Below are 14,834 nucleotides of genomic sequence, written 5' to 3'. Positions count from 1 at the left end.
ACCCAAGACAACGCAACGGAACAGGAAATTTTCAACAATAGATCCCTGCATGAACGCCATGACAGACATTCGACAGCATTCGCCATGCCGGTTGAAATTCATGCTGGATTGTCCGTTATATGAAGGTGTATGCAGAATCGAAACCCGCACTGGAGACCAACCACGCGATGAACCCGACCTCACCCAGTTGTCCTGCCTGTGACTCCATGAACGCGTTGTTCAGTCCCAGACGTCAGGATTATCTCTGCGAGGACTGTGGCCATCGTTGGCAGCTCCCCCAGTCTTGGCCCCAGGGATTAGAACCGGAGACCCTGCCCACCTACCTGGCAGCTCCCCTTGCGGAGCTATTGAAAGAACAGCACCCTGGGGCACGACTGCACTGGCTGGTCAGTTGCGCCGAGATCGCCGTGCGCTGGAGCGTGGCGGTGGCCCTGGCACAGGTGATCCACGCCAACGGGGGCGGCTTACCAATACCCATTGCCGAACGCATCCGCGAACACATCGAGCGTCCAACGCTGGGGCGCTGGCTCTTTCTCCTGGAGACGCTGAGCGAGGCGCCACCGACCAGTGCCCGGTTGGCTCCAGGCGTCTTCAACCTCTATCAGGAGGTCTTCGAACCCCGTTTTCGCGAGAAGGTTACCGATCAAGATTCCCTGCTCACATTGCGCAACGGGTTAGCCCACGGTGCCGGAATGCGCTCCGCAAAGGCACGGGAACTGCTCCTGGCCCACGAGGCGGACGTTTTTGACCTGTTGCGGGCGGTTGTCCGGACCAGCGCCGGAATCCAGGTCATCGCCATCTCCGGTGAGCACACCGAGCGACTGTCCGGGTTGCGGCCTACGCCTGTCCCCCGACCGAGCCAGCTAGATACGTGCGCGGACGGACCCTGGCTCATCTCCGAGACCGAGGCCCTTCCGCTCCTGCCGCTCGCCGGCTACGGTTCCGTGCGCCTGGTCAACAGTGCCGGCCAACTGGAACAACGGCCCGGAGAGGCCGCTGTCACACTCTACCAGCGAGCCGAACGCAAGCATTTAGCCTATAACCCGCTTGGACGCGATGAGCCGGTCTCACTCTCACTTGATGTGGAAGCCTTTCGCGCACTGTTCCGACTGGATGATCTCGTGAGTAAGCCCTCCACAGGGGATGGGTTCTGGCGCTGGAACGCCTTCCTGAACGAAGCCCGCATTCTTCAAGAGGACTTCATCGGCCGCGCTGCCGAGATCGACCGGATCAAGACATGGATGAAAGGACGCGACACCCGCCGAAATGACGTGCCCCCACTCGGTTGGCTGTTTGGCGGACCAGGCGTCGGTAAATCGCTTTTGATGGCGCGGTTGGCCTACGACTTCAGCAATGCCAGGCCGGAACGACAGGGTATCTATTACCATCGCTTTCGTGCCGGTGATGGGCGAAACAACACCCGCGACTTCCTGCGGGGCCTGCTCACGGCCTTGGCCCAGTGGTCACCGCTGATGGCCTCGGGGAGCGAGGAGCATCAAGAGACACCGGAACGCGAACAGGCGCTGCTGGAGTCCGCGCATGAAATGCTGGCGGCGGTGGCCGGATTACCAGCATCATCCCCCAACGCCCCGCCGCCCCGATTTCTCGTGCTCGTGGACGGTCTCGACGAAATTCTACCCTATGACTCGCTGTTACCGCAGCGCCTGCGTGAGCTGACGCTACCCGGTACAGTCTGGCTGCTCGCGAGCCGTCGGGAGCCAGCGCTGATCCAGGCATTCAGTGACCGCCGGTGCGAAGAGCTGTTCCCACATGGACTCCCACCCATGTCCGCAACCGACATCCGCGCCATGTTGCTGGAAGGGCTCGCCACCGCCGCGCCTACTCTGGTCGCCCGCGACCAGGATACCGACAAGGGCATCGACAATCCTTTCGTGGAAGGGGTGATCGCCTGCGCCAACGGTCTCCCGCTCTATATCCATCTGCTGCTGGAGGATCTGCGTGCCGGACGCCTCTCGGTGCATGACGAACAGCGTCTGCCCCAAGGACTGGTGGCCTATTACGACGATTTGATGAATCGCACCGGCCTCTCCGACCTGAAGCGCGACCTGCCCCTCCTGGTCGCCATCCTCGCCCGCACCGAAGAGCCACTGGATGCCGAGGCATTGGCTCTGCTCCTGGCGGATACACCCGATGATGCCCCACGCTACCGTGAGCGGGCACATCATGCCATCCGCGCCGGGCAAGCTCTATTGCGCGATGCTCCCACCCCGGACGGCACCGAGGGCCAGATCCTCTACCATCAGAGTTTCCGCGACTACTTGGTCGGGCGTCCGGCCAGTGGCGATCAACCGGCCATCCCGCCCGCCCCGGCGCTTGCCGGCACGGTGCGGGACGCTGAAGTCAAGTTTTGCCGCCTGGCTCAAACTTGGGCCGAGCTTCCATGCGGGAACCTGCGTAATCATCTGTTCCGCTGGGGTGTGCGCTATGCGCTGCGCTGGCAAGGCGAAGCGGGAATCAGAGCGGCATTCAGGCGACTGACCGACTTCGTCTTCTTGCAGGCATTCACAACCGAGCTGCCAAGCAGTGCGGTTCGCGGCCTGGTGGCCGACTACGAAACCCTCCTGGCTCGCCTGCCCGAAAGTCCCGAACGTCAGGAATTTCGGCTGTGGGAGTCATTTTTCCGCGAGCGTGAGTACATCCTGCGGCGGGGCGATGAACGCTGGCCGACGTTCAAGATCCTGCTGCAACTGGCCGTCGAACACGCGGATGATAGCCCTGTGGCACGAGAGGCCGAGGCATGGCTCGCGCAGGGTAAGTGTGAGTGGGTATGGCTGCGCAACCCTCAGCGTGTGGCACACGCGGCGCCAGATTCTTGTTTACGGGTCTTTGAGGGGCATACAGGGAGTGTCGAGGGCGCCCATGAGCTTCCTGATGGACGCGTCCTCTCTTGGTCATATGACGGCAACTTGCACCTTTGGGATGTGCAAACCAGCGCACCGCAGGCAATCCTCCATGGACATACTGGCTCAGTCGAGGGAGCCCTGGCGCTCACCGGCGGGCGGATCATCTCTTGGTCCAGAGATGCCACTCTGCGCCTGTGGGACGGCCAGACCGGTACACTTTTGGCGATCCTCAACGGACATACCGGTCTTATTTATGGTGCCCAGGTACTCCCCGACGGACGCATCCTTTCCTGGTCTTTCGACAGCACCCTACGCTTGTGGAATGGGCAGACTGGCTCACAGTTAGCAGTCCTCAGAAAACATTCTGGCTGGATTCGTGGTACTCAAATATTTCCCGATGGACGCATCCTTTCTTGGTCTGATGATGCCACTTTATGTCTGTGGGATGGTCAGAACGGTGCGTTGCTGGCGACTCTTGCCGGACATATCGGTGAAATCTATGGTGCCCAGATACTTCCTGATGGACGCATCCTCTCCTGGTCTGGAGAGTCTGATGATTATCTGCTTGACGAGAATAATAAAGAGCGTTCTCACACTCTTCGTTTGTGGGATGGAAAAAGCGGGATGCTGTTGGCAATCCTCCGTGGACATACTGGCTCAGTCGATGGAGCCCTGGCACTTCCCGACGGTCGTATCCTTTCTTGGTCTGCGGATAAGACTCTACACCTCTGGGACGGGGAAGTCGGTGCACTGCTGGCAAGCATCATTGATTTTGGCTTGATCGGTGGCGCACAGGTGCTTCCTGATCGGCGCGTTCTATTTCGCTTTTATGATGGCACCATCCAACTATGGGCCGTGGAAACCAGCTTATTGTTGTTGGCGACTCTCTCAGGACATAACGACTTCGCCTGTGGTGCTCGCATACTCCGCAACGGTTGTATCCTTACATGGTCGCGGGATCATACCCTGCGCCTCTGGGACGGTCAGACTGGCGCATCACTGATAGCATTCAGCGGCCATACCCAACGAGTCAATGGCGCCCTGGAACTCACCGACGGACGCATTCTCTCTTGGTCTTCGGATAATACGCTGAGGTTATGGAGCGGGCAGACGGGAGAAACCCTGACGACTCATCTTAGTGGTCATTCCCGCTCGATCAAGGGTATCAAAATACTTCCCGATGGCTCTATCCTCTCTTGGTCTTCCGATAAGACACTGCGCCTGTGGGACGGTCAGAGGGGCGTACCGCTCGCGATCCTCGCAAGACATACCGAAGAATTCAATGATGTCCAGATACTCCGCGATGGACGTATCCTTTCCCGGTCTTGGAATGGGCTGCACCTGTGGGACGGCCAGACCGGTACACTGCTTGCGACCCTCAACGCACATACCGACCTCATTTATGGTGCCCGGGCACTCCCCGACGGACGCATCCTTTCCTGGTCTTTCGATAGTACTCTACGCTTGTGGAATGGGAAAACCGGGTCGCAGTTAGCGATCCTTAAAGGACATAGCGGCGCAGTTCTTGGTGCTCAGCTCTTCCCCGACGGACGCATCCTTTCTTGGTCTGATGATGACACTTTGCGCCTGTGGGACGGTCAGACCGGCGCACTGATTGCGACCCTCAATGGACATACTGATGTGGTTTATCACGCCCAGATACTCTCTAACGGACGCATCCTATCTCAATCTTTAGACGGCACTCTGCACCTGCGGGACGGGCAAACCGGCGCGTCGCTCGCGAAACTTACTGGATCTGCTAAGTGGATCGTTAGGGCGAAAGATGGGTGCATCCTTTTTTGGAAAAATACAACCCTGGGCATTTGGGATGGGCAGACCGGTGCTCCGGTAGCGAACCTTCTCACCGCCCATACTGATATCACTGACGTCCAAGTCACTCCCGATGGACGCCTCATCACTTGCTATTGCGACGGCACCGTGCAGCTGTGGGACAGAAATCGCGGTGTCCCAATCGGCGAACCGATATTGGAGCAAGACCTTCCCTGGCTGAGTTCATCTCTTCTGCTGACCCTGAACGCAGCCAAGTCTCCTGAACTGATCTCCGGCCAAACCGCGGGCTGGCACCTTGCCAAAACAGGGGGTTTGGTTACTTGTGCTGCACCGAATACTCCTGCCTGTTGGCATGGCAATTCGGCGCTTCAATCACATGCGTTGCTTGACGATGGCATCCTGGTCGCGACCCTCGAAAGCGGCCAGGTCTTCTGTTTGCAGCTCTATCGCGGAGCAAACCGTATCACGGTCTCGAACTACGAGCGCATCGGCCTTCCGCACGATTAGATGCTGCGGCCCAGCCGCGTATGCCGTGGCGGGCGGATATGGTATGATGCGGAGGCTTCCTTCTGACGTTCTAACAGTCAATAACGGAATCCTCACGCATGTTCACCGGTCGACCTCTTCCTCCCCTGCCACCCGTTGTGACTAAAGCCAACTGGGCGGCAGGCTTTGTGCATATTTGCCAGCAATCGGCACTCGATTTCGGAAGTGATCGGGGCATTCCGGTTCCAAGTCGTCCGGTCGTCGAGGTCCGCGCTGATGGTGTACGCATCGTCGTCTTGCCTTGCACAAGCAAGACGCAATCCACCAACCCGGAGTTCTTCGAACTGACGCCCGAGCGAATTCACTGGGTACGGGTCGATGTGACACGAAGCTACGCTTTTTACCGCTATGAGACAGTTCCGGTCAATGCACTGATCGGGAAGAAGATCGGCACCATGACCCATCCCGCACGCATCGACCTGATGAACTGGCTGAAGGAGCGCTATTGATGAGTCCACTGCCAACCGGAAAGGCACTCGACGCGGAACTCGTCGATCTGTGGGCGCGCCGCGACACTCTCAATCAAGCTGAATGGGAACGGCTCTACCAGATCGTTCATGCCGTACTCGGAAACTATCGCCCCTCGGAACTTAGTGGTCTACCCGAGGAGAAATCGTTCTATATCCAGGATTTCTTTCTCTACAAAGTCATGAAATTGCCGGCCGGCTCTTCCCGTATCGACCATGCCGGTGCGCTCCGTGTTTTCTATCTAAGGCATCTGAAAGACCATCTTCGCGACGCCAAAAAAATCAGGCAGCACTTCGTCCAGGCCGCAAGCGATGGCGGCGAGGATACGGAAAATCACTGGCTCGACAATCTACCAGCGGAGCCGATTGAAGTTGGGCGACCGACCGATATGTTTGAAGAACTGTCGGAATACGGAATCACACAAGCAACAGTCTCTTGCTCGGCGCGGGACTTTCTGTGTCGCAGCGAAGCCTGGGTGCCCGTTTATCTGGCGTTTCATTTCTGTCCAGACAAGGATTACAGCGAGACATTAGTCTCGCTTGCGGCGCGCCTCAAGATCAGCTCCTACCACTACAAGGCCAGCCAGCTCGGAATCAACTGGGCTGCGAATAAGGCTGGTAATCAAGGAAAGCGGTTTGCCGACACGGTGATTGGCCGCTGGGTCAGTCGGGATCTGGGAATTGAAATCCAACCCGAAAACACCCATGCCATTCTTACCGTTTTTAAAATCCTCTGTCTTGAGGCGTTGAACTGGAGAGAAAACCAGGAACAGGACACTACCCAATGAAACTTGATCGCCCACTTTCCCCACCGCTCGCTCATATCGAACGCAGCTTATTCGGCGTTTCCCCCGCATTGATTGAAGCGGTTGAACGTGGCGAAACCTCGTACGCCATTGCTGAAGCCGTCCATTTTTCACCTGAATGGGCAGAGCGTGAAACAGCCGTGTCGCGGATTGAACCCGGCGAGCTTGATACGACACCTTCCTTGCTACCGCCCCACCTGCGCACGTTGATCGAACGTCGACTAGCCGCTCGTGAGGTCATCGCAAAGACGGCCGAGCCTATTCCTGCCGCCGGGCAGATCGTCGAGCTGCGTCAGATCTGCACGCCCAAGAAAGGCCAACTCGATTGGGTGATGCAGGTTCCGCTCTACGTGCTACTCGATGCTCCGGCCGAAGCTGCAACGCTTTGGCACGGCTGGCTCGTCGGTAGCGAGGCGGACTACGCGGGCTGGTGGGACTTCGTACTACAGGAAGAAGACGGGCCGATCGAACCCGAGGCGGCCGTCGTGCAGTTGTGGAATCCGCTACGGATCTATCTTCCGATGGCTGAGCGTGTGGTGGGTCGACTCTCTCCTGCACGGATGCAAGCCGTGAGAGCACTTGCTAGCGAGTTCGTGACGGGCAACCTCCCGACAGAGGTGCCGATATGGCCAGGCCGGGTCGCCCAACGCTTGACCCACGGAGAGCTGTCAGTCGTGACCGGTAGTCCGCTGGGCGGCGATGAGGATCCTCGCCACCAGTACCAGCATCTTTATTTCCACGCGGCTGAAGCGATCCGTGAACCGGCGCGATTGGCGCTGGCTGAGCTGGCCTCGGTGCCCGAACAGAGCAGCATTGCGGCTTGGCTGTCGCGCTTGGATAACCTCGTCGCGCAGCTCGGAACAATGCTGATTCCCGCTCCGCGCATCGCGCTCGCCATGAGCGAGCGCGACAATGGGGCGATGGCGATCCAAGATCGGCTGTGGGACGATCTGGCCCGCATTTCGGTGTTAGAGATTGCCGCTGATGGGGCAGGACGTGTGCAGGTAACAGCCGAATCGGACATCGACGTCACCTGTGAATTGCGAGTGTCGGGGGTGCTGGAGTTCAAGCAGACCGCCCGTCGCGGCGAAGACCCGGTCCAAGTAGATTGGGATGCCGGTGAGGTTACAACCCTAACGTTGACAGTCGCCGATGGACGCGCTGCCCTGGAGTTACCACTTGTCAGAGACAACTGACCCCCGCCTCTTCATTGCACTGCGGGGAGAAAGGCATCCCGAAGCCGCCTTGACGCCGCAGTACGCCATGCCCCTGATGGCCATGCCGAAGCCGACCACAGACGCGGCGCTAGCGGACTTGCTTACCGAGCTGAAGATCCGGCAGGAACTTTCCGGCTGGCGTGCCAGTGGTCGGAACGGTTTACTCGTGATGGATTCCCAGCTGCCGCTGGATTGGCAGCGTGCTCCCTGGGAGTCACTACGTTTCGAGGGGCAACCTTTAGCAGCGACGCTACTGACCGTCCGCCATGCCAAGCCGTTGTTTGGCCAACAGCCTTTGATTGGGGTTCGTGCCGCTTGGCTCAACCTGTTTCCCAAACACGAATTCAATTTTGCCGGCAAGCTACAAAAGCCGATTGCGGCCGAGCGCTTATTTCGGATCCTGCCGCGCTCTTTAAAGAGTGGCCTGGATGGTTACGACGAGTTGTTCGTGCTCGCGCATGGCGACGAGCATGGTCTGCTCGATCAAGAAAAACGGCTGTTCGAACTCGATACGGCGGCGCTCCCTCGTCGAGTCTGGTTGCTCGCCTGCAATCACGATGGCGCTATGTACCGGCTGGCCGAGAGTCTGCTCGCCCGAGGTGTGCGCACCGTGGTCGCTGCGACGGGGGAGCTTTCCGCGCCGGAAATCGCCACTCTGCTCAACGCTTGGTTCGAGCGGGATGATGGGGTGACGTTGGAAGACTGGTTGCTGGAGAGACGAACAGGCGTCAGTGTGGCGGGCGGCATTCATGCGCTGACGCTGTTCGGCGAAGTGATGTTGGATGATTCCAGTGTCGCGCATTGGAACGAGATAAGCTGGCGCGAGTGGCGTGAAACATTGGTCGATGTGCCGTGGCTGGCCTATGGAGATAAATGGCAGTTCCAGGATGCGCTCAAGGCGATTGATTCGCCGGCATTGTGGCCGAAGACTCTCGACCGGTTGCTGCCGCAGGCCTTGAGTGCGGCGGAGAATCTGGATCACCGCACAATGAAGGTGCTTTACAAGCGCTATAAATACGCTGTCGGCCAATCCCCTGCCCTTTCTTGCGCACTAGCTCACACCTGCTATCGATGCGGGCACTACGATTTGATGGCTGATTTTCTCATCAATGGCCTTCAATATGGCTTAATCCCCGCCATTGACCACGCAGAGCTGCTGGGCGCCATGACGAACCTCTTGATCGACATGGCTCTGCCCACGGTTGCCGCTTCTATTTCTGGAAGGCATGCGGAATGCCAAATCGATGATTTAGAGGCACGCGATTGGCAAGATTTCAAGCGCCTTGACTGGCAGGCGCGTATCGCCCTCCGCCAACAGCGCTTCGATGAGGCGCTTCATTTTCTGGAAATCAAACGCCAGAAAAGTCCTGATGCTAACGACACACGAGAACTGGCATGGCTTCTCTATGTTGCGGCATGGAAGTTACGAGAGGGTGGCTCCGCTGCACAATTGGTGCGCTATCGCGATGAAGTTCAGAAAGTTTTGGATGCACTGCCGGCAAACAAGATTGGTGAGGGTAACGACGGAGCTGCTTACCTGCTGCGTGCGCTGGCCTGTTATCGCTGGAGTACCGGCGACGAGGCGCTTGATGCGCTGCTGAAACGATGGTTGCCCTTGGTCGAAAAAGGTCTGACGATGCCCGACCCGGGGCCATGGGCTTTCGTGGGCTGTTATCTAGCGCTGTCAGATGCGCGTTTTGCAACCTTAGGATCGCATGCCTTGACAAGCCTGGACCATGCTGGTTATTGGCTGGAAGCGGCGGGTTTGGCGGCTCTCGGAGTCGATCCCGCACGAGAAGACGCACTGATGAAGAAATTTGAATCAATGCGCGACAAGGTGCTCATGCGCCTAGCCCCTTGGCTGGAGTCAATCGGTGTCATGGTTGACGGCCGAGATGGTTGTAATAACATTCCACCCTTATAAATCCAAGGTGTCATCGTCGCTCAGGAAGCATGGCGGGATTCCAAGTCGCCCCCAAGCGCCTGCGTGACGTGACAATCTTTCAGCCATAGTTACAGGATTTCAGGAGTCCAAATTTGCTGGCACCGAATCCTGAAACGAATTTGAAAGAATTCTACTGAAGATCTGGACTGGCGGATCAAGAAGGCACGAACGCAGATTGTCGAAGGCCGCACCGTCAATGTGCGCGGTCACATCCACGTCTCCATGAGCGAGACCATTTCTAAGCTGAGGCAGCGGAATACCGTTGACTCTTGTTTCGGCGATCAGTGAGCATAATTCCGAGAACGCATCTCGCTTGAGCTCAAGGAAATCAGAAAACATCCGTACTGCCTCGCTCTTCGCGCATGCATTATTACTTTTGATGTGCGCGCTGAGAAAATTTACTGCCCCAAGCGTTAAGCGGCTCTTGCCAACCAATACATCGTGCGTGCGTTGATAGCGAACGTCGTGACACGACGTTTGTGATAGTTTGTTTCTGTGCAGGTCGATAAATGGCTGAATAAAATGGCCGTCGAATTCCTGCTCAAGTGTCACGAAATAGTGCATTAAACTAAAAAGCGATGATTTTTTAAAAATTCGCTCAGCTATCTTGAGATTTCTGCGCGAATCATAAGACATTTTTTTCCACTGAATCTGGTCGAAGTCGGGTATCGGAATGTCGACGTACAGATTTTCATCTTCCAATTCCTCAGTCAGATGAAACAAGATACTGCTCAGCATAAATTGATATTTTCTTCTGAACTCTGGTAGACCGACGTAGTCTCCTGTTCTCAGTTTATCCCTTTGAACCAATGCGTCGGCGACGAACTCCCGTAGCACGGGATGAACGGGATACCCAAGATACTTGTAAGTTGTAAACCAATCCCATTGATCTTTCTTGAGGCACCGATTGCACATGCCTTTTAAAAAACTGATGTCAGTATCGATCAACTCTTCGGGATGATCAAACATTTTTCGCAAAATACCAACATATCTTTCGGTAAGGCCTTGAGATATGTCATGCTTGCCGAAGTAGGCATTTGCATATAGATACAAACCCTGGTTTCTATCATACTGAATCACCCATGCTTTGATGATTCCGTTTTTTCGTTCATTAGGTTTTCCTTTTATCAGGAGGATGCCAGGATTTTTGTTGTTCTCATCGACGACCCGAGCCTTTCTGTCGCTGATGTAATCAATGATTCTCACGTCTAACTGTCTACCTAATTTCATAGCGAATCCTCAAGTGTACGAACACCCAACAGGCTTGTCGATTTATAGCTGCACAACTTGATCTTCAGTTATGCGCTTTTGTTCCGCTTTAAAAAATCCAGTTCTAAATCGCACGGGATTCAACACGTAGTAGCATCTATCCACCATCACAAGCGAGAATCGCCAGTCCGCGGTCATCACCGGAGGTGCTGCGCCAGACCTCGCGCTCCTGCAGGAATGACCGCAGTCCGGTCCGGCTCAACTTTTCTTTCCGCGCCTCGTTGAAGAAGGTGGCGAGTTGGCCGCTGATCCGGGAGCCATCCAGGCTCACCAGACGCTCAGCGGCCCCGTCGGTCATCGCGGCCAGGCCGGTCATTCCCAGCGTCGGTTCGAGACCCCACTGAACCTGCTCGGGCCGAAGTTCCCGCCCCAGAAAGACGGTCTGGTTCGCGAATTCACCCTTGCCTGTCTCCCCTAGCAGCTTCAACGCACCGTCTCGCTCCACAACCAGAGCGCCATCGCCGACCCGCGACCACAGCCAGTGGGATCGCCCGCCGACCGCCACCAGCAGGGTACTGCGAAAATCCGTGACGGGGCGACGGTGAAGACTGGCCAAATCCTCGAGCAGACCGCAGGCATGACGCACCAAGGTATGTGCAAGCGCCTGGGCCGTCGCATCGGGCGGAGCGTCGGACGCATCCAGCACGGTTCGGAACTGACGCGAGACGCTGTCCACCAGACGGCGCAGACCCATGACCACGATTTCGGCTCCTAGATCCGAGACCGGCGAGGATCCTGCCCCATCGGCGACCACCAGCATCGGCCGATCACCAGCGACGACCAGTGCGGCATCTTGGCAGGGTGTCGGAGGTTCGTGGCGCAGATGGGCGGCCCCAACACAGGTGTCGGCCGCGCCGAACCAAGCGCGGGCGGGTGGGATTCGAAGTTCCGGTGCCGGCTCAAGGATGTGGGCCGAGCGAGCGTGCCGTTTGGCCAGACGCTGCTTGAGTTTCTGCGCGGGAGATGGTTCAGGCCATGATGCACGCTTGCGCTTCCCGTTCTTCCGTTGAGTGCGCGTTAGCATGAGGTGCCGCCGGAAACACGAACCCTGCCACGGATCGTCTGCGGACTCGGAAGCCTCCATCCGACCGGATTGGTGTTGGGTTGACGCATCGTGACGTATCTTCAGCGACGAGCCCGGGACTTGGTTGGCGGTGCCGTTCACTGGGGCAGCGGTTAGCGTAGCCGGTCTGCCTGAATCTGCCCCCAAGGACCGCGCTAGTGCCTTATCCGCTGCTGCCCGTGATGCCCTCACAGGAGGCTGATCGGACATGCCGGCCCCTTGGTCCGTCGGCTGGATCAGGCTCAACGTGCCCAGCTTGCCTGCGTCTTCCGTCAGACGACTTTGCAAGGTGTCCACAAAAGCGCGCACTCCAAGCCTCGCCAGCGATAAAGGGTGTCCGTCGCCGAACGCGCCAAGCACGGATAAATCGGCACCTGTCCCCACGCCGGCCGCAATGATTTCGAGTTTGCCCTGATGCACGAGGTCGCGGCAAGCCGCTGCCACCGGTTGCCAATCATCTGTCGCCCGTCCCTGCCCGAGCACCACTAGCCGGGAAGGGCTGAATGTCATGCCATGCTGTCGGTACTGCGCTTCCTGCGACTCCAGCGCCTGCAATGCGCGGGCAACCGCCTGTCCCACTGGTGCAGGCCCTGCGGCCGTCAGGCGTGTCGGGACAGCAATCCGGTGCAACGGCACCATCTCTTGCAAGCGGCGCACCTTCGAGCCCAGGGTGAGGATGCCAAGATCGAGCGCCTTGGTGGTGACCGCCTCTGATTTCAGTCCAGCCACGAGCTTTTGCAGCACGTCCTGCAACTGTATAAGCGACACCCCCTGCATCGAGGCGGAGGTGTCGAGGACCAGCATGCAGGCACGGCAGGCGATCATGGGCGATGTTCCTGTGCGATCGGGATGAGAGGTGTCGAGCGAAGGCTGTTTCATTGCAGTTTTCCAGTGATAGGTCGCGAATAGACAACATCGGAAACGCCCACACCACATTGGCTGGCGCTGGCTGGCGAACAGGCCTGCTGGGCATCCAGATGCAGCCGCCGCCATCCATGACGCACCCCGCCAGCCGGCGCAGCTAGATCTGATCCCAGCCGGAGGTCGGGGGCAGGTTCACACCAGTGCCAGGTGTCGATTGGCTGACCCGGCTCATGCTGGCCGAGAGCCATTGGAAGAACTCCCGGAAACGCAGTCCTGCAATCGGCATTGCCGGTCGATGGGAAAACTGGCCCAGGATCGCTAGATCCGCGCCTTCTCCGACACCGACGGGGAGCACGACCAGCTTGCGTTCCGCACTGAGCGATCGGCACTGGACCGCCGTCGCTCGCCAATCGTCATTCGGGGCGCCATCACTCATCAGGACCAACCAGGGCTGGTAGTAGCTGGTACCGGTCTGACGATATTCGGCCTTGCGTGCGGCCAGCGCCTGCATCGACTGGGCGACAGCCTCCCCCATCGGCGTCATGCCGTCGGCTTCCAAGGGCCGTACATCGGTGATCAGGTGTGCGGGCGTGATCGGCAGGGTGACATTTACCCGTGAGCCGAAGGTAACGATCCCCAGCTCGATCGCCTGACTGGCGAACTCGTCCTCCTGGATCTCAGCGATGAAGCGTTGCACGCCATCATTGAGTTCCCGGATGGGTTCGCCATCCATGCTGCTGGAGACATCCAGGACCAGCATGCAGGCGCAGCGGGCAACGGGGTTCTCGATGAGGTCGGCGTAGGGGGTGAGCGCGGTCGTGAATTCCATGATGTGTCCCTCGTGAGGTTTGGATACCTGATGTAACGCGCTTTCGAGTCCTATTTTCAAAACTGAATGTTGAAAATTCGTTCGTGCAGTGCGTTGACAGAGAAACACCCTTGGACAGGAGCAAGACATGTGCGCAGTGGTCTTCGATGCGATGGGCGCGGGGAAAACGCTTGGTCCCGAACTGGATCGGGGCGGAGAGGGAACCGTCTACCTTCTTCCAGAACGTGCGGATCTGGTGGTCAAGATCTACGCCCCAGAGAAACTGGCCTCACGAGGCGACCAATTGCGCGATAAGGTCGAGGTGCAGATCGCGACCTGGCCCGGCCTGAAGGACCAGCCACTTGCCTGGCCGCGAATGAGCATCTATGACGATCAGGGCCAGTGGATCGGGTACGTGATGCGCCGGGGTGCTGGAGTGACGTTGCGCAAGCTCGCTCATCCCAAACTGAGCAACCAACATTTTCCCGGCCTTTCACGTCACTTTGTGGTGGAGTCCCTGCTGCAAGTGTTGCGCTGTGTCCAGACCCTGCATCGCCAGGGCATCCATTTGGGCGATGTGAATCTGAACAACTTCCTCTGCGACCCGGTCAGCGGCCAAGTCACTTTGATCGACTGTGACAGTTTCCAGATCGCGCCGTCGAATGGCCCCTTTTTCCCTTGCCCGGTCGGTAGCCAGGACACCACGGCCCCGGAACATCTGGGAGTGGATTTCGCGCGCGTTCGGCGCACTTCGGCAAGCGACGCCTTCTCACTGGCGATCCTGATGTTCCAATGCCTGATGCTCGGACGGCATCCTTATGACAGCGTGGGTGGCTGCAATCCGGTGGACAATCTCAGGCAAGGACATTTCCCCTATGGCAAGGGCGGCGCCCGTCCCGGCAGTCAGGGCGCCATTCCCCAAGGGCCATGGTATCTACTGTGGAGCCATCTCTCTGGCCGCCTGAAAAACGCCTTTATCCAAACTTTTACGGAAGGCGCTGCCAATCCGCTGGCTCGTCCCGGAATCGACGACTGGTGCTTGCTGCTCAAGCAGTATCAGTACTCGATCAGGCAAGGTTGGCTCTCCGACGAGATCCGTCCAACCGCACCGAAACCACAAGGCAAGCTGCGAGGCGCTTCAGCGAACACACTCAACAAGCAACCACTTCAAGCGTCGAACTGGGTGAGCTGATG

General features: G+C 58.0%; 9 protein-coding genes. 6 read left to right on the top strand and 3 right to left on the bottom strand.

Annotated elements, in window-relative coordinates:
- Positions 1–119 precede the first annotated feature (119 nt).
- The 5 genes from HW932_RS02965 to HW932_RS02945 all read left to right on the top strand — a co-directional run bounded on the left by HW932_RS02965 (position 120) and on the right by HW932_RS02945 (position 9,615).
- Positions 120–5,162, top strand: coding sequence for a P-loop domain-containing protein (locus HW932_RS02965; RefSeq protein ID WP_176975012.1), 5,043 nt, complete (start codon positions 120–122; stop codon positions 5,160–5,162).
- 98 nt (positions 5,163–5,260) lie between these two features.
- Positions 5,261–5,650 (top strand): hypothetical protein, encoded by a 390-nt coding sequence (locus HW932_RS02960; protein ID WP_176975011.1) that lies wholly within the window; start codon positions 5,261–5,263, stop codon positions 5,648–5,650.
- Positions 5,650–6,456 carry a hypothetical protein gene (locus HW932_RS02955; RefSeq protein ID WP_176975010.1) on the top strand — a complete coding sequence of 269 codons (807 nt, stop codon included), beginning with the start codon at positions 5,650–5,652 and terminating at the stop codon, positions 6,454–6,456. The genes HW932_RS02960 and HW932_RS02955 overlap by 1 nt, the downstream gene beginning before the upstream one ends.
- Positions 6,453–7,670 carry a hypothetical protein gene (locus HW932_RS02950; RefSeq protein ID WP_176975009.1) on the top strand — a complete coding sequence of 406 codons (1,218 nt, stop codon included), beginning with the start codon at positions 6,453–6,455 and terminating at the stop codon, positions 7,668–7,670. The genes HW932_RS02955 and HW932_RS02950 overlap by 4 nt, the downstream gene beginning before the upstream one ends.
- The gene (locus HW932_RS02945; RefSeq protein WP_176975008.1) at positions 7,654–9,615 is read left to right on the top strand and encodes a hypothetical protein; all 1,962 of its coding nucleotides are present in this window, start codon (positions 7,654–7,656) and stop codon (positions 9,613–9,615) included. The genes HW932_RS02950 and HW932_RS02945 overlap by 17 nt, the downstream gene beginning before the upstream one ends.
- A gap of 99 nt (positions 9,616–9,714) precedes the next feature.
- Here HW932_RS02945 and HW932_RS02940 read toward each other — a convergent pair whose 3' ends face one another.
- From HW932_RS02940 to HW932_RS02930, 3 genes are all read right to left on the bottom strand, one after another.
- Positions 9,715–10,866, bottom strand: a complete 1,152-nt coding sequence (locus HW932_RS02940; protein ID WP_222932207.1) for a hypothetical protein — start codon at positions 10,864–10,866, stop codon at positions 9,715–9,717.
- Positions 10,867–11,002: 136 nt separating this feature from the next.
- The gene (locus HW932_RS02935) at positions 11,003–12,847 is read right to left on the bottom strand and encodes a protein phosphatase 2C domain-containing protein (protein WP_176975006.1); all 1,845 of its coding nucleotides are present in this window, start codon (positions 12,845–12,847) and stop codon (positions 11,003–11,005) included.
- 142 nt (positions 12,848–12,989) lie between these two features.
- Positions 12,990–13,661: a vWA domain-containing protein gene (locus HW932_RS02930; RefSeq protein ID WP_176975005.1), complete on the bottom strand. Its 672-nt coding sequence runs from the start codon at positions 13,659–13,661 to the stop codon at positions 12,990–12,992.
- Between the two features lie 127 nt (positions 13,662–13,788).
- Here HW932_RS02930 and HW932_RS02925 point away from each other — a divergent pair, with 127 nt between their 5' ends.
- Positions 13,789–14,832: a protein kinase domain-containing protein gene (locus tag HW932_RS02925; protein WP_176975004.1), complete on the top strand. Its 1,044-nt coding sequence runs from the start codon at positions 13,789–13,791 to the stop codon at positions 14,830–14,832.
- Positions 14,833–14,834: the final 2 nt, after the last annotated feature.

The sequence above is a fragment of the Allochromatium humboldtianum genome (assembly GCF_013385175.1).
Taxonomy (GTDB): Bacteria; Pseudomonadota; Gammaproteobacteria; order Chromatiales; family Chromatiaceae; genus Thermochromatium; species Thermochromatium humboldtianum.
This window is presented reverse-complemented; position numbering and strand designations above follow the sequence as displayed.

Coding starts and splice junctions, on each gene's coding strand:
- HW932_RS02965 (WP_176975012.1), top strand. CDS start 120: ATGAAGGTGTATGCAGAATCGAAACCCGCACTGGAGACCAACCACGCG.
- HW932_RS02960 (WP_176975011.1), top strand. CDS start 5,261: ATGTTCACCGGTCGACCTCTTCCTCCCCTGCCACCCGTTGTGACTAAA.
- HW932_RS02930 (WP_176975005.1), bottom strand. CDS start 13,661: ATGGAATTCACGACCGCGCTCACCCCCTACGCCGACCTCATCGAGAAC.
- HW932_RS02940 (WP_222932207.1), bottom strand. CDS start 10,866: ATGAAATTAGGTAGACAGTTAGACGTGAGAATCATTGATTACATCAGC.
- HW932_RS02955 (WP_176975010.1), top strand. CDS start 5,650: ATGAGTCCACTGCCAACCGGAAAGGCACTCGACGCGGAACTCGTCGAT.
- HW932_RS02950 (WP_176975009.1), top strand. CDS start 6,453: ATGAAACTTGATCGCCCACTTTCCCCACCGCTCGCTCATATCGAACGC.
- HW932_RS02925 (WP_176975004.1), top strand. CDS start 13,789: ATGTGCGCAGTGGTCTTCGATGCGATGGGCGCGGGGAAAACGCTTGGT.
- HW932_RS02935 (WP_176975006.1), bottom strand. CDS start 12,847: ATGAAACAGCCTTCGCTCGACACCTCTCATCCCGATCGCACAGGAACA.